Annotated in this window: 10 protein-coding genes; 9 read left to right on the forward strand and 1 reads right to left on the reverse strand. The window is 39.9% G+C overall.

The features are described from left to right. Positions 1-44: 44 nt before the first annotated feature. The 4 genes from KO495_RS08805 to KO495_RS08820 all read left to right on the forward strand — a co-directional run bounded on the left by KO495_RS08805 (position 45) and on the right by KO495_RS08820 (position 7,193). Entirely contained in the window at positions 45-1,577 is a 1,533-nt protein-coding gene (locus KO495_RS08805) for a TolC family protein (RefSeq protein WP_252738886.1), read from the forward strand. Further along, on the forward strand, positions 1,574-3,319 hold the full coding sequence (locus tag KO495_RS08810) for an efflux RND transporter periplasmic adaptor subunit (protein ID WP_215980044.1): 1,746 nt from the start codon (positions 1,574-1,576) through the stop codon (positions 3,317-3,319). The genes KO495_RS08805 and KO495_RS08810 overlap by 4 nt, the downstream gene beginning before the upstream one ends. Then, positions 3,316-6,450, forward strand: a complete 3,135-nt coding sequence (locus tag KO495_RS08815; protein ID WP_215980045.1) for a CusA/CzcA family heavy metal efflux RND transporter — start codon at positions 3,316-3,318, stop codon at positions 6,448-6,450. The genes KO495_RS08810 and KO495_RS08815 overlap by 4 nt, the downstream gene beginning before the upstream one ends. Positions 6,451-6,599: 149 nt before the next feature. Beyond that, complete coding sequence (locus tag KO495_RS08820; RefSeq protein WP_252738887.1) at positions 6,600-7,193, forward strand: hypothetical protein; 594 nt, start codon at positions 6,600-6,602, stop codon at positions 7,191-7,193. Between the two features lie 159 nt (positions 7,194-7,352). On the opposite strand, the gene KO495_RS08825 is transcribed toward KO495_RS08820, so the two are convergent. Further along, positions 7,353-7,772 (reverse strand): GFA family protein, encoded by a 420-nt coding sequence (locus tag KO495_RS08825; protein ID WP_215980046.1) that lies wholly within the window; start codon positions 7,770-7,772, stop codon positions 7,353-7,355. Positions 7,773-7,966: 194 nt separating this feature from the next. On the opposite strand from KO495_RS08825, the gene KO495_RS08830 reads away from it, so the two are divergent. From KO495_RS08830 to KO495_RS08850, 5 genes are all read left to right on the forward strand, one after another. Then, positions 7,967-9,031 carry an efflux RND transporter periplasmic adaptor subunit gene (locus KO495_RS08830; protein WP_215980047.1) on the forward strand — a complete coding sequence of 355 codons (1,065 nt, stop codon included), beginning with the start codon at positions 7,967-7,969 and terminating at the stop codon, positions 9,029-9,031. Then, on the forward strand, positions 9,031-12,165 hold the full coding sequence (locus KO495_RS08835; RefSeq protein ID WP_215980048.1) for an efflux RND transporter permease subunit: 3,135 nt from the start codon (positions 9,031-9,033) through the stop codon (positions 12,163-12,165). Before KO495_RS08830 ends, KO495_RS08835 begins: the two co-directional genes overlap by 1 nt. A 370-nt stretch (positions 12,166-12,535) precedes the next feature. Beyond that, a complete protein-coding gene (locus KO495_RS08840) occupies positions 12,536-12,721 on the forward strand; it encodes a hypothetical protein (RefSeq protein ID WP_215980049.1) in 186 nt (61 codons plus the stop codon). A gap of 9 nt (positions 12,722-12,730) precedes the next feature. Further along, positions 12,731-15,688 carry an ATP-binding protein gene (locus KO495_RS17735; protein WP_215980050.1) on the forward strand — a complete coding sequence of 986 codons (2,958 nt, stop codon included), beginning with the start codon at positions 12,731-12,733 and terminating at the stop codon, positions 15,686-15,688. A gap of 123 nt (positions 15,689-15,811) precedes the next feature. After that, complete coding sequence (locus tag KO495_RS08850; protein WP_252738888.1) at positions 15,812-17,443, forward strand: mechanosensitive ion channel family protein; 1,632 nt, start codon at positions 15,812-15,814, stop codon at positions 17,441-17,443. Positions 17,444-17,497: the final 54 nt, after the last annotated feature.

Consider the following 17,497-nt stretch of genomic DNA (forward strand, 5'->3'; position numbering starts at 1 on the left):
AAGAATATATTAACCCTAGTGTTAAATTTCTCTTTGGAGAGAATATGTTTGCTATTTTTTTTACCAAACACCAGACAGCTAGCCAAGCAATGGCTAAGCAACAAACTATAAAGCACAATAATTCGGTTTATAGTTCGCCGTATTACTCAACGTGTTTAACTGTAATAACCTTTGTTTTTATTGTCTTTTGCGCTTTTATTTTTATTAGCTCAGCCAGTGCTGCAACATTGGCTACGGCGAATAATTCAAACACAGCCATAAAAACACTAAGCCTACAGCACGCTATAAACTATGCGCAGCAAAATGATCCTTGGCTAAAGGGCAATCAACACCAACAGCAAGCCATAGAGTCACTGAGTAATGCTGCTGCAACATTACCCGACCCAAAAATGTCACTCGGGCTCAACAATTTACCAACCGATGGTTTTGATTTTTCTCAAGAAGGTATGACGCAAGTAAAAGTAGGCATTAGCCAAATGTTTGCGCGAGGTGACAGCTTAGCGATTAAAAAGCAACAACTGCACCTGTCCAGTGAGGCTTACCCTTATTTACGCCAAGACCGCAGCGCACAAGTTGCCGTTACGGTAGGCAGCTTATGGCTAGACGCATTTAAAGCGCAGCAAAGTATTGCCTTAATTGAAAAAAATCGTGCTTTGTTTGATCAGCTAACCGACATTGCCCAAATTAATTATGCTTCAACCGCTGGCAAAACACGCCAGCAAGACATTATTCGTGCGCAGTTAGAGTTAACCCGTTTAGAAGAGCGCCTTGATACCTTTGCTGGTCAACAAAGTAAGTATCACGGCATGATGTCGCCGTGGTTAACACCGTTTGAGGTTGAGTCATTAGCAACTCAACCTAACGTAGCTTTTGAGCAGCAAGGTATGTTCACTTTAAGTAGTACATTACCCGATATTAGTTTATTGAAACCTGAACTCGTGCAAAGTAAACAGTGGTTATCAGCAACGCAATTAGCACAACAATTCGCAAATCATCCAGCGGTATTTGCGTTAAATAAAAAAATAGCCTCAAACAAAACAGGTATTAGTCTCGCTGAGCAAGCTTATAAGCCTGAGTGGGGAGTTAACGCAAGCTATGGTTATCGTGATGATACTCCTAGCGGCGCAAGCAGAAGTGATTTTTTCTCTGTTGGAGTGACTTTTGACTTACCTTTGTTTACTGAAAATAAACAAAACATGGCGGTTAAGTCGGCTATTTCACAAACCGAATCCGTTAAAACTGAAAAAATATTGTTATTACGGCAATTAATCGCCTCATTTAATAGCGCTAAGGGAAGGTTTCTACGGATACAAACTCGAAAATCACTTTATCAAACTCAGCTATTACCACAAATTCACGATCAAGCCGAAGCAGCGCTTTCTGCTTATACCAACGATGATGGCGATTTTGCTGAAGTAGTACGCGCACGTATTGCTGTACTCAACGCAGAAATAGACCATATCAACCTGTTAGTGGAAGAGCAAAAACTTATACTGGCGCTTAACTACTTATTTATCGCGCAAAAACCCAGTGTTACTAATCAACCTAGCCTAGCTGCACTAGGAGAGAATTCATGAATATAAAACCACCAGCACCACAAAGCTCTCAATCCCAAAATATTCAACACAAAGGTGCTAACGGCTTAAGTATTATTGCCAGTCCACTTGTTGGCTTAGCTGTAGGTTTAGCTATCGGTATTTTATTGACCTTAATTTTAGTTATATTGTTGAGTGATAATACTACGCATCATAGTATGCCAGACACTACAGAAAACGCTATTAGCGTAAATAGCACTCCAGCTAAAGCCGAGCCACTTTATTGGGTAGCACCAATGGATGCTAACTATCGTCGAGACAAACCAGGAAAATCGCCGATGGGCATGGATTTAATTCCATACTACGGTAATACCGCGCAAAATAACGCCTTTGATGAAGGGCCTGGTACTATTAGTATCTCGCCAAGTGTCATTAATAACTTAGGCGTACGTACTACCGAGGTGAGTTTAAAGTCTTTAAATAATGAAATTAAAACCGTCGGTTATGTTACCTACAATGAAGATAAGTTGATACATATTCACCCTCGCGTAGCAGGCTGGATTGAAAAACTCCATATTCAAGCCATTGGCGATACTATTAAGCAAGGTCAACCCCTGTACGATATATACTCACCCGAGCTCGTTAATGCACAAGAAGAGTTATTGCTTGCACTTGATCGAAAAAACACACGTTTGATCAACGCAGCCAAAAACCGTCTTGTGGCTTTACAATTACCTGAAAGCGCTATTACTACCCTAAAGAATACCCGACGAGTACAGCAGTATGTAACGTTTTATGCCCCTCAAAATGGTGTGGTTGAAAGTTTAGACATACGCGAAGGCTTTTATGTTAAGCCTGAAACTATGATGCTATCTATTGTTGATTTAAGCCAAGTGTGGTTAAAAGCAGAAGTCTTTGAGAAAGATATTGTTAACGTTGCCACGGGTAACACCGCCACTATGCACTTAGATTATTTTCCTGGCAGAGTGTGGTCGGGTACCGTCGCTCATATTCACCCTATGCTAACCTCTGCGACACGCACCGGCATTGTAAGGCTAAAGTTTGACAACAGTGACGGTTACTTAAAGCCCAACATGTTTGCACAAGTTACCCTCAATGTCAGTGCTAGCGAGCCAGTATTACAAATTCCTCGTGAAGCTCTAATTCGCACCGGCCATCAAGATCGCGTGGTATTGGCTTTAGGTGATGGATACTTCAAGTCTGTTGCCGTTACCGTTGGTCACTTTGACAATAATCATGTTGAAATTTTAACTGGCTTGCACGCTGGTGAAAAAATTGTCAGCTCAGCGCAGTTCTTACTCGATTCTGAATCAAGTAAATCATCTGACTTTAAACGCATGGATGCTTTTTCAGAGCACGCACACATGACTGATGAGTATGGTAATAATCAGCATAGCACTGACGAACATAGCACTGATGCACACAAACACGGTACTGAGCAAAATACCTCACAAGTCAGTAGCGCTATGGTTCATGGTACGGTCACTTCGGTTATGGCAGATCATCGCATGGTTACCATTGACCGTGAAGCTATTGAAAAATGGAACAGACCCGCAGCCAGCGTTGATTTTATCGTGGATGACGCGGTTGATATCGGTTTATTTGCTACTGGTGCTTACTTAATGTTTACCTTCGAAATTCATGACGGAGATTTTATTATTATCAAGGCTATGGCAATGAAAGGTAATAATCATGGTGATTTTCATGATCACGGCGCTGCCCATACGGTAGAAGCAGGTTTAAATAAGGTTTACACCAAATGATCGGCGCTATTATTCGTTGGTCTGTGACCAATCGCTTACTGGTATTACTCAGTACATTGATGCTCATTGGTACGGGTATTTATTCACTTAAAAATACCCCTGTTGATGCACTCCCTGATTTGTCTGATGTACAGGTAATCATTAAAACAAGCTATCCAGGTCAAGCACCACAAGTTGTTGAAGATCAGGTGACTTATCCATTAACTACCGCGATGTTATCGGTACCTGGTGCTGAAACAGTGCGTGGCTTTTCATTTTTTGGTGACTCTTACGTTTACGTTATTTTCTCAGAAGATACCGACCTATATTGGGCACGTTCACGTGTTTTAGAGTACTTAAGCCAAGTAGCCCCTAATCTACCCACGGAAGCAAAACCACAATTAGGCCCTGATGCCACTGGTGTCGGCTGGGTCTATTTATATGCACTGGTTGATAAAAGCGGTCAACATGATTTAAGTCAATTACGCAGTATTCAAGACTGGTTTTTAAAATACGAACTACAAACAGTTGCAGGTGTTTCTGAAGTGAGTGTTTTAGGCGGCATGGTTAAACAGTATCAAATACAGGTTAATCCCGATAAATTACGTGCTTTTGGTATTCCACTGTCGTTAATTCAAACCGCAATCAAGCAAGGTAATCAAGAAGTTGGTGCGTCGGTTGTGGAAATGGCTGAAGCGGAATATATGGTGCGCGCAACAGGTTACCTCAAAGGTATTGATGATTTAGAAAATATTCCTTTAGGTGTTAATGAAAATGGCACGCCGCTACTACTAAAAGATGTTGCTGACATTACTACTGGTCCGCAAATGCGTCGTGGTATCGCCGAACTTAATGGTGAGGGTGAAACGGTTGGCGGTATTGTCGTTATGCGCTTTGGTGAAAATGCGCAGCAAGTGATTAATCGCGTCAAGAGTAAGCTTGAACAACTGAAAAAAGGCTTACCTGACGGCGTTGAAATAGTGACGGTTTATGATCGCTCTGCGCTCATTGAGCGAGCGGTTGATAACTTAACCTCTAAACTTGTTGAAGAGTTTGTCGTGGTGGCCATAGTCTGCATTATTTTCCTCTTTCATTTACGCTCTTCCCTTGTGGTTGTTTTCAGTATTCCTGTCGGTATTCTAACCGCTTTTACGGTTATGCACGCACAAGGGCTTAACGCTAATATTATGTCATTAGGTGGTATTGCCATTGCCATTGGCGCTATGGTTGATGGTGCTATTGTGATGATAGAAAACATGCATAAGCACCTTGAAAAACTACCTCCAGAAGAAAAACTCAGTAATGAAAAACGCTGGCAATTAGTCATTAACGCTGCCAGCGAAGTTGGTCCAGCGCTGTTTTTCAGTTTATTGATTATTACCGTAAGTTTTGTGCCGGTATTTACCTTAGAAGCACAAGAAGGAAAAATGTTTTCACCACTCGCCTATACCAAAACCTATGCGATGGCAGCTTCTGCCGCATTGGCAATTACCTTAGTGCCAGTGTTGATGGGTTATTTCATTCGCGGCAACGTGTTAGCTGAACATAAAAATCCTATTAATAAAGCATTAACCGCTGCCTATATGCCACTACTCAAAACGGCACTCAATTTTCCTAAAATTACGGTGTTCACCGCTGTTATTATTTTAGGAGCTGGCTTATATCCGGTAAATAAAATTGGTAGTGAATTTATCCCTCCGTTGGATGAAGGTGATTTAATGTATATGCCAACCACATACCCAAGTATTTCTATTGGGCAAGCACGGCAATTACTACAACAAACAGACAAGCTGATTAAAACCTTGCCTGAAGTCGCAACCGTGTTTGGCAAAGTAGGTCGCGCTGAAACGGCAACCGATGCAGCGCCTTTAACCATGATAGAAACATTTATTCAGCTAAAACCACAAAGTGAATGGCGCGCTGGTGTTACTACGGCTAGTTTGAAAAATGAGCTAGATGCATTAGTTAAACTCCCAGGGGTAACTAATGCTTGGGTAATGCCAATCAAAACCCGTATAGATATGCTTGCTACTGGTATTAAAACCCCTGTAGGTATAAAAATAGCTGGGCCAAACTTGCAAGTAATTCAAGATATTGGTCAGCAACTTGAGAATATTTTGCCACAAGTTAACGGCACGGCTTCGGTCTATTCTGAACGCGTTGCTGGCGGGCGCTATATTAATGTTGATATTTTACGTGCTAAGTCGGCTCGTTATGGCTTAAATATTAATGATATTCAGCAAGTTATTGCTACTGCTATTGGTGGAATGAATGTCACCAAGACTATTGAAGGTTTAGAGCGCTACCCGGTTAGCTTACGTTACCCGCAAGATTACCGTAATTCACCGGAGCAATTAGCCAAGCTGCCAATAGTAACACCGTCTGGGCAACGCATAGCCTTGGGTGATGTTGCAACCATTGCGATTAAAGATGGGCCGCCAAGTATTAAATCAGAAAATGCCCGCCTTAATGGCTGGGTATTTATTGACATTGAAGCACGAGATATTGGCGGTTATGTGACTGCTGCACAGGCCGTAGTTAACGAGCAACTAAACTTACCCGCAGGTTACTCTATTACTTGGGCAGGTCAATACGAATATATGGAGCGCGCTAAAGCCAAGCTAACCTATGTTATTCCACTAACCTTGCTTATTATTATTGTTTTGTTGTATTTAAACTTTAAAAATGTGATTGAAGTAGTACTAATTTTAGGCACACTGCCATTAGCTATGGTCGGTAGTATTTGGCTAATGTACTTACAAGGCTTTAACTTTTCAGTTGCCGTTGCCGTTGGCTTTATTGCCTTAGCAGGCGTTGCCGTTGAAATAGGCGTGTTGATGTTAGTTTACTTAAACCAAGCTTATCAACAAGTTGTTGAAAGTAAGCAGGCCGCCCAAGAAACACTCACGAAAAGTGATATTCTGCAATCAGTAATACAAGGTGCTGGAATGAGAATACGCCCAATAATGATGACCGCAGGTACCGTGATTATTGGTTTACTGCCAATAATGTATGGTACAGGCACAGGCTCAGAAGTAATGAGTAGGATTGCCACACCTATGGTTGGCGGTATGATCAGCGCAATGCTATTAGCTTTACTGGTGTTACCCGTATTATTTTACTTATGGAAAGCACAATCTATTAAGAAGTAATCTGAGTTCAAGTTACATAAAACAAGAGCTTAAGCTAGATTACAAGCTCAAAGCAGAGTATTGTTTAGTGCTCTGTTTTTTATTTACTTACTGTTATACATTTACTGTTATATTTTACTCTTATATAAGAATTACTAAGGAAAACTACAATGTCCGTTTCTGTTAAAACCTTATTTATCAATATGTTCATTATATTGATAACCACCTCAACAATACTGTCAACCTCAGTATCTGCCAAAGAAAATTATTCCCCGTTAGAAGCAAGTCAATGGAGTTATGCAACTGACCCATACGGCAGTGAAGCGAACATTAATGAAAGCTTAGTTACTGATCAAGGTGTTTGGGTCAATTTCAAACGTATCCCACGTGTTGATGCCAAACGCAACTCATGGATAGAAGTCATTTATTCACCCGAAGCAGCAATGTTAGCCACTACTAAGCGTATAAAGCTCACTTATAAGTGTGATATTCCACTGCTAATTAAATTATCACAAAAGCATTATGGAAAAGATGGAGATAAAAGCTACGCCCATTACCAAATAAAGCTACCTGCCGCGACACAATGGCATACCGAAGAAGTTGACTTTAGCGGTTTTTCACGCCCAGATTGGACACCAGAAAGCTCCGTAGATCACGGCATTGTGTTAGAACAAATTAATGCGCTTTATTTAACGCCAAGCTTAACTGATGAAAAAGGTGGCGAAGCAACCTTACAAGTACGTGCACTTGAGTTAGTGCAATAGCCATTTCAGCTCTAACGCCATCAACATTTAAGATAAAATTACTCTATAAGTAGTGCTTAGCTGATACATCAAGCCAAGCGCTACATAGGTTTTTATAATGATAAACAGAATAACTAGCCTGAGTTCGGGTTAGTTAGCTATTTAGCTAGGCTAGACCGTTTAAAAAGGCTGTTTTTCAAAGGTACTTACGCCTGCCGGTATATCAAACCATGCTTGTTTTTCACTCGTCCAAATATGCATCGTCGGTTTAATAATACTGGTATCTTCTAATGTACTCGGCTTGAGCTTAATTTTTTCAGGCTCGGCTGGATTAATATGATAAATGCGATTTCCGCAGGTAGGACAAAACTTTCCTGCGTTTTCATTACCATTATCAGCCAAGCGACTCCAATGTTTCATTTCACCATAAAACTTTATATCTTGTGCTTTCACAATCGCGGTAATACTAAAAGCACTGGTCGAAAGCTTTTGACACGCTCGACAATGGCATGCGGCAATAGCTAAAGGTGGAGCTAACAACTCATAAGTAACACCGCCGCACTGGCAAGCTCCTTTAAGGGGGTAGTTTATAGTAGCCATGTTATTCCTTATTAATTAACCTTAGTTTAGCCATAACGCGATATTAGTCACGAGTGAAACACTTAGTTATAGGTACAGTATAGATACAGGTCAAGGGCACTTTACAGCTAAAAACAGCTTGTTGGTCGAAAAAAGATGATCTTAGCCAAAAAATATCACACAATAGATGATAATTATTATCATTTGAGTGTGTTATGTTTTTAAAATTACTGTCTTTGATGCTCTTGAGCTTTTTAACACTAACTTTGACCTTACCAAGTTATGCCATTACGGTCGACGTTATTTACCCGAAACAACAAACCGTTAATAAAAAGCTCTTATTAACCGGTACTGTAGTTGCTCAACAAGATGCTAACTTAGCCAGTCGTGAAGCGGGTTTAATCGCGACTATTTTAGTCGAAGCTGGCGATCATGTAAGCCAAGGGCAAGTACTACTCACCCTTGATAATACCCTAGCAAAAATACAACTTGAACAAGCACAAGCTGTGCAATTGTCAGCAAAAGTTCAGTATCAAGAAGCGCAACGTCTACATGAAGAAGTGATAGAGTTAGCAAAAAAGCAAGTGGTTACCAACACCTTATTAGCTGAGCGTAAAGCAAACCGCGCCAATAGTCAGGCTTTACTTGCCAAAGCCACCGCAGAGCTAGCCCTACAGCAAGAAATAGTAAACCGCCACATACTCACTGCGCCTTTTGATGGCATTATTGCCAAGCGCACTGTTGATATTGGTGAATGGGTTGGGCAACAAACTTCCTTATTTCAATTAGTATCTGATCAGAATTTACGTCTGATTGTTGATATTCCTCAAGAGTATGTTGCGACTTTACAGCGCCAAAAAGCGCCAATGGCCGCAGTAAGCTCAGATTTGGATATACAACAAACGCACCGTTTAGCGTTATCAAAAATTGTTGCTATTTCAAGTGAATTAAGCAGAACAGTACAAGCGCGTATTGACTTACCTCAGCATAGCCATTTTATTCCTGGGACTTCTGCACGCGCTGAAATTCTTCTTCCACAGCAAACAATGCACATGGTTGTACCTAAAGCTGCTTTGAAGCGTCACCCCGATGGTAGTTATAGTGTTTTTTCTGCAACAGAGAACAAAATAAAGCGTTATAGCATTAAAGTACTAGAACATTTAAACCAGCAAGTATCTGTACTTGGTATTCCTAAAGGCTCAGCCATTATTGTTTCAGGCAATGAATTATTAACCGAAGGCACTCCCGTTGAGAATATTACGGTTAAGGAAAGTAACTAATGTTTAAGGCGACAATTAAACAAGGTACTTTAGTGACGGTTATTGTGGCAATCACGTGTATTTTAGGAGTAGTTGCGGCTTTAAAAATTCCCGTACAAATGATTCCAGACTTGGAAGTGCGCACTATTACCGTACAAACTGGCTGGTCTGGTGCAACACCACAAGATGTTGAAAAAGAAATACTGATTGAACAAGAGCGCTACTTACGCAGTTTACCTAATCTACAGCGCATGATTTCTTATGCTGAAATGGGCGAAGCCACTATCGAGCTTGAGTTCCCTTTTGGTGTCAATATTAGTGACGCACTGCTTAATGTAAACAATGCCTTAAGCCAAGTACCAACCTACCCTGAAAATGTTGACCAACCTAGGTTATTATCCAGTTCTTTTTCAAGCAATGCATTTATGTATTTTGTTTTAAAGCCACAAGTTGGTAATCCATTGCAATTGGATATGGATTTAATCAAAGACTACGCCGAAGATTATATACGTCCCAGAATGGAAAGCGTTGCCGGTGTGTCAGAGGTTAGAGTCGGTGGTGGCTCAGCTAAACAAATACAAATTAAAGTAGATCCGGCCAAACTCGCCCAACGTGGCATTAGTTTAAGCCAAGTACGTTCGGCGATTAGAAACCGTAATGCCGATGCCTCTGCTGGAGATATTGAAAGCGGCAAAGAGCGCTACTTAATGCGGATGGTTGGTCGGTTTACACACCTAAATGAGTTAGAAGACCTTATTTTACTGCGCCAAGGCAATGCCAATATTTTACTCAAAGATGTTGCCGAAGTCAGTTTAGATCACTTTGAAACCCGTGGGCTCTCATATAACAACGGCGAGCGCACTATTAGTTTATCTGTACGACGTGAAAGTGGTTCAAATGTACTTGCCATAAAAGAGCAGATGTTGACGGTTGTAGAGCAAATCAATAGTGATTTATTACAACATAATGGCTTAACGCTGGTTTTACTCAGTGACGATGTAAAATATGTTCATAGCTCGTTAGAAAATGTTTGGATTAACTTAGCACTAGGGGCGTTGCTCGCTACTTTAGTCATGTATTTTTTCTTACGCTCTGGGCGAGCAACATTGGTTGGTGTATTAGGCATTCCTATTTGTACGATTGCGGCATTTTTAGGGTTAATGCTATTTAACCGCACCATTAATGTGATTTCTCTGGCTGGTGTAGCTTTTGCCATTGGTATGACCGTAGATAATAGCATTGTGGTTTTAGAAAGCATTATGCAAGCCAAGCAACGAGGCTTAAGCAAACTCAAGGCCGCTATTACTGGAGTTACTGATGTGTGGCCTGCCGTATTAGCCTCAACCGCCACCACTATTTTAGTATTTGCACCTATTTTATTTGTGCAGCAAGAAGCTGGTCAGCTTTATTCAGATATCGCTATCGCGATTTCTGCCGCCATAATTGCCTCAATGCTGGTGGCCATTTTTGTAGTGCCAGTTGCTTTAGCTAATTTTGGTCATAACGAAGATTTTCAACAAAAAAAGCAACTGCATCTTTCATCTAAATGGCTATCACTGGTTGGCTTTTTTATTCGCAGCAGAAAAACCGCAATAACCAGCGTAATAGCTTTCTCATTCGCTATTTTAACTGCCGCATATTTATTAATGCCTGCCGCTGAATACTTACCTGAAGGCGAAGAGCCAAAAGCATTCTCAATGATGATTGCACCGCCGAGCTATAATTTAAGTGAAATGCAGCGTATTGGACAAGAGCTGCGTAACCACTTTGATGGTTATGTGAATGCGCCTAATGAAAATTTTGCTCAAGGCGAAACCAATATGCCACCGCTTGCCTACTACTCAATGTCGGTTTCTGTTGGTCGAATTTGGTTTTTAAGTGCCCCTGTAGACTCTGCAAATATTCAAGCAATGATGGATGCCATTACCAGTAAGTTCGAAAGCTATGAGGGCATGCGGGCATTTTCATCGCGAGGCTCTATTATTTCAAGTAATGATGGCGGTACACGGGCAGTAGCTGTTGATATTTCTGGCCCCAACCTAGTAGAACTTTATCAAGCGGCAGAAGCCGTTTACCAACAAGCTGAGCAAGTTTTTGATAATCCACAAATCAACTCAGACCCTGGTTCATTAAGTTTGAACCAACCTCTTATTGAAATTCAACCACGTTGGTCTCGCTTAGCCGAGCTCGGTTTAGATAGCCGTGAACTAGGTTATGCCATTGCGGCACTAAGCGATGGCGCTTATGTTGATGAATTTATCTTAGCTGATGATAAAGTAGATATTTTTATGTTCAGTAATGCAGGCAATGAACAAAATATTGAACAACTAGCCACCGCTCCTATTTTAACGCCCTCAGGGCAAGTTATGCCCTTAAATGCGCTGACTGATTTGCATATTACTAAAAGTAGTAATAGCTTGCGACGTGTCGATGGAAAACGAACCGTTACCGTTTATATTATTCCACCGCGTAACGTTGCTTTAGAAACAGCAGAGCAACAAGTAAGGACAGAATTACTGCCAGTTTTATGGCAACAAGGGAAAATAGCACCGGGCATTAATGTGTCAATTAGTGGCGCGGCGGATCAACTTGAGGCGACAAAAACCTCACTCTCGGCCAATTTCATTATTTCAGTTTTGCTGAGTTACTTGCTGTTAGTCGCTATTTTTACCCATTGGCGCTATCCGCTTTTTATTTTAGCGACTATTCCGTTAGGGATGGCTGGTGGTTTACTCGGTTTAATCACAGTTAACGGAATTAATTCACTCTTAACCAATATAGGTATACCGCCATTTCACCAACCTTTAGACATGATCACTATGCTGGGCTTCTTAATTTTATTAGGAACTGTCGTTAACAACCCTATTTTAATTGTTGATCAAACCCGAAAAAATATGATGAAAAAAGGTATGCTCGTCAGCCAAGCCGTAAGTCAGGCAGTTGAAAAGCGCTTAATGCCGATATTAATGTCGACCGCGACCACTATTTTTGGTTTAGCGCCATTAGTATTTATTCCAGGAGACGGAACTGAGCTTTATCGTGGTGTTGGTATTATTGTGTTATGCGGTATTTTATTTTCAACATTGTTAGCCTTAACATTTTTACCCGCGCTGCTAGTTAGTATTATGAAAGAGCAAACGGAGCAAAACAGTTAACAAACTGTACAATAAAATATGCCGCGTAAGTATTGTCAAAAAACGGGTAACTACTATTAGATTACCCGTTTATTTTATCGCTGCTACACTTCATTATTATTTCCTTTTTGACTTTGACCGCCTGAAATACACCCTAAAAAAGGCTAAAAACTTGTATTAAAAACCTGGATTAAAAGCCCTTACAATTTAGACTTAAGTACAACAAAACTCATAATAAATTGACAACTAACATAAGCATAAACAAGACGTTAAAACAAAATAATTAAAAAAATAATAGCTTATTGGAATCATTTTTTGCTAAGGTGATAAGTACTTAACATACTGAATAAATAAAATATTATTGTATAAAAATAATCATTAAGGAGCACAGATGAATAGCGTGAGATATACATTATTAGTAATTCTTGTGCTGTTATTTAGTTGGCCGGTTATTGCTCAACTCCAACTGTCTATTTGGGCGTTATGGCTTTACCCCTTTGCTTTATGGTTACTCGTTATTCTGTGCACCGTACTTTATGACAATAATAAAAATAGCGAGCACAACAATGATCAATAGTGAGTTAACGTGATTTCTATTTTTTCAGCATTTTTGATGTTATTTCTCTATGGCGGCTGTCTTTATCTCATCGCCTGCTGGGGTGAATCATCAAGTAAAAGTGCTACCAGAATAAAAAAATCGTCTTACACTTACACGCTAAGCTTAGCGGTTTACTGCACCTCTTGGACGTATTACGGCAATATCAGCCAAGCCTCTAGCCAAGGTATACAACATATAGCACTCTATATTGGCAGCACTCTCGCTTTTATTCTGTTTATGCCGATATTAAAAAAGATGGTGCGAATTAAAAACGTTTATCATTCCACTAGTATTGCCGATTTTATTTCAACTCGTTATAACAACTCCCATGCTCTAGCAGCATTGATTAGCATACTGTGTTTAGTTGGCATTACTCCTTATATTTCCATTCAACTTAAATCTATTATTACAACTTTCACGCTACTAGTTGATAATAATTCTGCCGAAGCCCAAGTAATTCTGCCTTGGTTAGATATGATTATTGTTTTAATGATGGCCGCTTTCACTATAGCTTTTGGTGTTAAACGCTTAGACCCTACCGAAAAGCACCCCGGAATGATGGTCGCTTTGGCAGCAGAAAGTTTATTTAAGTTGCTCGTTTTCATTTGTTCCGCATTACTAATTTGCTTTGTTATTTTTGGTGGTTTTAGCGACATAATTGCGCAAATAGATGCCGAAAACATCGCACAAGGTACATTAAGTTCATTTTCACAACCACCACCTATATCAGCTTGGTTTACCTCCATGATCTTAGGTGTTATTGGCATCATTGCACTGCCCCGTCAGTTTCACGTTACCGTCGTTGAATGCTCAAATGAAAAATTTTTAGATAAAGCAAAATGGCAATTTCCATTGTATTTATTGCTCGTGAATTTAATGGTGTTACCGCTCGCAATGGCAGGACAATTAATTGGCACACAAGGCGGCAGTACTGATTTATTATTGCTTAACATTCCTATTACCGAAGGTCATTCCGTTATCGCTACCTTAGTGTTTTTAGGAGGCTTTGCCGCAAGTACCGCCATGATCATGGTAAGCACCATGACTTTATCAACCATGGGTACCAACCATTTAGTATTGCCACTTATCGAGCGCTTCTCAGTATTACATTTTTTACGCCGCCACCTGCTTTATGTAAAATGGGCGGTGGTTGTTTCATTGCTATTACTGAGCTTATTTTATTTTAGACGTATTGGAGAGTCGGAAGTTATTGTCAAAATAGGCTCTATATCATTTGTCGCGATGGCACAGCTATTACCTGCTCTTGTCGGAGGAATGTTATGGAAAAACGGTACATTAAGAGGGGCATTTTCTGCAATATTCATTGGAATGCTAGTGTGGTTTTATACCTCAATGCTGCCTTCTGTTATTCGTAGTGGCTGGATTGATACCGACATTTTACAAACGGGTTTATTTCAGCTTGCATGGCTTAAACCTGAACAATTATTAGGCTCTAATATTGATACCCCTATCGGGCATAGTTTATTTTGGAGCTTGTTCATTAATACTTGTGTCTATATTTTAATGTCCTCATTAAATAATAATGCGCGCAAAGATGAATTAAAACATAACCAAGAGTTTCTTAATGTCGGCTTAGGCCAATCATATGAAGCAAAGTCACTCTCGACTTCATTAGTTAGCAACATAGCTCTTAATGAGAAACTCAATAAAATAGATGTGCTACTGGCTGAATATCTGCCACTAACTGAGCGTAAAAATAAAATTAACTTATGTATTACTCGTGCAAAACTGAACAATAATACAAAAATAAATATTTTAGAATTAGCGCAATTAAAAGCCCAAGCAACAAGTGTTCTGGCCGGTATTATTGGCATGGCTTCAGCCAATAATGCCATGAAAAGCATTGAGTTACTTAATGATAATGAACAAGCGTTATTGTCAACCTGCTATTCCGAGTTATTAGCCAAAGCAAACCTTTCTCCCGATGAGCTACTCGAAAAGGTAGATTTTTACCAAGAAAAGCAATCGCTTTTAGAGAATCATGCTGAACAACAACAGCATATAATTCAAGAGTTACAATGTGAAAAAGAACAAACCAGCCAAGCAAGGCAGGCATTAAAATCATTAAATGAAGAACTTGAGCTACGTGTTGACGACAGAACCAAACAGTTAACCCAAGCTAACACCGACTTAACCACGGCAATGTCGGCGCTAAAAAATACGCAAACACAATTAGTTGAAGCAGAAAAAATGGCTTCTTTAGGTGGTTTAGTGGCTGGCGTATCCCATGAAATTAATACCCCTATCGGGATAGTATTAACGGCTATATCATCTTTACAATCAGAAACTGCGCGTATTACTGAGCTTTATCATGAGAATAAAATAACCAAGAAAAACATGGATCATTATCTCCACTATGCTGATGAGGCCTGTAAAATTTCAGAGAACAATATTCGGCGTGCCGCAGACTTAGTCACCAGCTTTAAGCAAGTTGCTGTAGACCAAACCCATGAAGAACAAAGAGAGTTTTTAGTTAAAGACTACATTGAAGATATTTTATTGTCGTTACGTCCAACATTACGCAAAACACAACTAAGCATTGATCTTGTCTGCGACGACACCTTAACAATAAATAGTTTTCCTGGCGCATTCTCGCAAATTATTTCTAATTTTATTTTTAATTCACACATTCATGCTTATGAGCCAAACCAAGCAGGTAAAATTTCCATCACGGTTGAGAAAAGTAACCAAACCATCGTCTTTAAATACAGCGATGATGGCAAAGGGGTTTCTGCCGAAGGAAAGCAAAATATATTTGAACCTTTTTATACCACCAAACGTGGTATAGGCGGTACTGGTCTTGGTGCGCACATTATTTATAATATTGTTAGTCAACAGCTCAAAGGTGAAATAGTTATTGATGAAAGCATAACTCAAGGTTTAGGTTTTATTATCACCATCCCCCTTCATCCGAGTATAAATTGAGCAGCCCAAACTAACGCCTAATCAAGAGGTTATTTTCGCTCAAAAAAAGCATGACGCTTATGCTAGGTATCAACACTTTTCAGTGCTAAAATTTTGCCGCTTTTATTTTAGAGATCCTAACTCATGCGTCACACTTCAATCACTGCTCTGATGGGCTTGTTACTATGCTGTTTTATCAGCATAACTTCTGCTATTGCTTCAGCAAACACTGCGCTTGCTAACGCTCAGCTCAACAAAACCAAAGCAGAAGCTGCTAGTGTTGAAACAAAAAAAATGGTGGTTGATTATAAATACGTTGACCCATTACAGCGTGACACCCCTCGTGGTACATTAAGAGGCTTTACCGCCGCTGCAGCCTACGATATTGATTATATTAAAGCAGCACAGTATCTCGATGTTCGCTATTTACCAGACACCATGAATGCTAAAAATGCCGCGGTTTATGCAGAGCAATTACAAGCCATTTTAGATCGTAATATTTGGATTAACTTAGAAGAAATCAGTGACGATCCAAACGGCAATACCAATGACAACTTACCAACCTATCGAGAATTATTTGGCACTATAGAAATACAAGGCGAAAAAATAAGTTTAGTACTGCAAAAAGTACCTAGTGGTAAATCAGGTAGTGTTTGGAAAGTATCCAATACCACGGTAGCTAAAATACCTCAGTTATATAGTGATTTGGGTTATGGCCCCTTACCAGAATGGTTTATTGAGCACACGCCTGAAGGGCGATTTTTTAAGCTGAATATTTGGGAGTGGGCACTACTTAGTAGTTATCTTATTGTTGCATTTATTATTGTATTACCAATAACTTGGCTAACAAAATGGTTAGTTTTACGCAGTAACTTTACCGTAAAAAATGAAATAGCAAAGTGGATATCTAGACCTTTACGCGTATTTTTAGCGCTGTCTGTCAATCAAGCATGGCTCGCCAATACAGAGCTAACAGCACGTGCAAGTGAGCTAATGGAAAATGGCGTATTATTGATCTTAAGCATTATGTGGTTAGTGTGGTCGCTTATTAGTGTTTTCCAGTCAATGTTGCGTGAGCACTTACTTAAAAAGGGTAATAAACAAGGCGCTTCGCTACTACGTCCTTTAGTTAATTTTGTTCGTGTTATTGTTTTTATTTTAGCCATACTGATTTGGCTAGAAAGCTTAGGCTTTAACGCCAGTGCCATACTCGCAGGTATGGGTATTGGTGGCATTGCTATTGCTTTAGCGTCCAAGCAGTCAATAGAAAACCTCATTGGTACCATGACCTTATATTCAGCAGCGCCCATTAGAGTTGGTAATTTATGCCAGTTTGGCTCAATGCGTGGCACCGTTGAAGAAATAGGCTTACGTTGTACCCGCATTCGTACTTTAGACAGAACGGTAATTCACGTACCCAATGCTAAATTAGCCGAAATGGAAATTGAGAATATTTCTGAACGCGAGAAAATTCGCTTTAAAACCGATATTCGCTTACCTTACAGCACTAATACTACGCAGTTAAAGGCGATTATTGCTGATATTAAGGCTTTGCTTGAAAACCATGAAGATGTGCTTGAAAGCCCACTTAGAGTCACTTTTAAAGGGTTTGGCTTACATGGTTTAGAAATCAATGTTTTTGCTTATGTGGGCACTCAAAGCTTTCCTACTTATCAAGCTGTTGCCGAAGAATTACAATTAAGAATAATGGAAATTGTCGAAGAGCATGGCTCTAAAATAATTCCAGTACAACCTTATGTGCAGCCAGCAGGATAATTAACCTGAACTCAATTTAAGAGATATTTAACAATCTGAAATATCAGCAAAAAT

It is taken from the genome of Colwellia sp. D2M02, from assembly GCF_018860755.1.
GTDB classification, from domain to species: domain Bacteria; phylum Pseudomonadota; class Gammaproteobacteria; order Enterobacterales; family Alteromonadaceae; genus Colwellia; species Colwellia asteriadis.

Coding starts and splice junctions, on each gene's coding strand:
- KO495_RS08805 (WP_252738886.1), top strand. CDS start 45: ATGTTTGCTATTTTTTTTACCAAACACCAGACAGCTAGCCAAGCAATG.
- KO495_RS08810 (WP_215980044.1), top strand. CDS start 1,574: ATGAATATAAAACCACCAGCACCACAAAGCTCTCAATCCCAAAATATT.
- KO495_RS08815 (WP_215980045.1), top strand. CDS start 3,316: ATGATCGGCGCTATTATTCGTTGGTCTGTGACCAATCGCTTACTGGTA.
- KO495_RS08820 (WP_252738887.1), top strand. CDS start 6,600: ATGTCCGTTTCTGTTAAAACCTTATTTATCAATATGTTCATTATATTG.
- KO495_RS08825 (WP_215980046.1), bottom strand. CDS start 7,772: ATGGCTACTATAAACTACCCCCTTAAAGGAGCTTGCCAGTGCGGCGGT.
- KO495_RS08830 (WP_215980047.1), top strand. CDS start 7,967: ATGTTTTTAAAATTACTGTCTTTGATGCTCTTGAGCTTTTTAACACTA.
- KO495_RS08835 (WP_215980048.1), top strand. CDS start 9,031: ATGTTTAAGGCGACAATTAAACAAGGTACTTTAGTGACGGTTATTGTG.
- KO495_RS08840 (WP_215980049.1), top strand. CDS start 12,536: ATGAATAGCGTGAGATATACATTATTAGTAATTCTTGTGCTGTTATTT.
- KO495_RS08850 (WP_252738888.1), top strand. CDS start 15,812: ATGCGTCACACTTCAATCACTGCTCTGATGGGCTTGTTACTATGCTGT.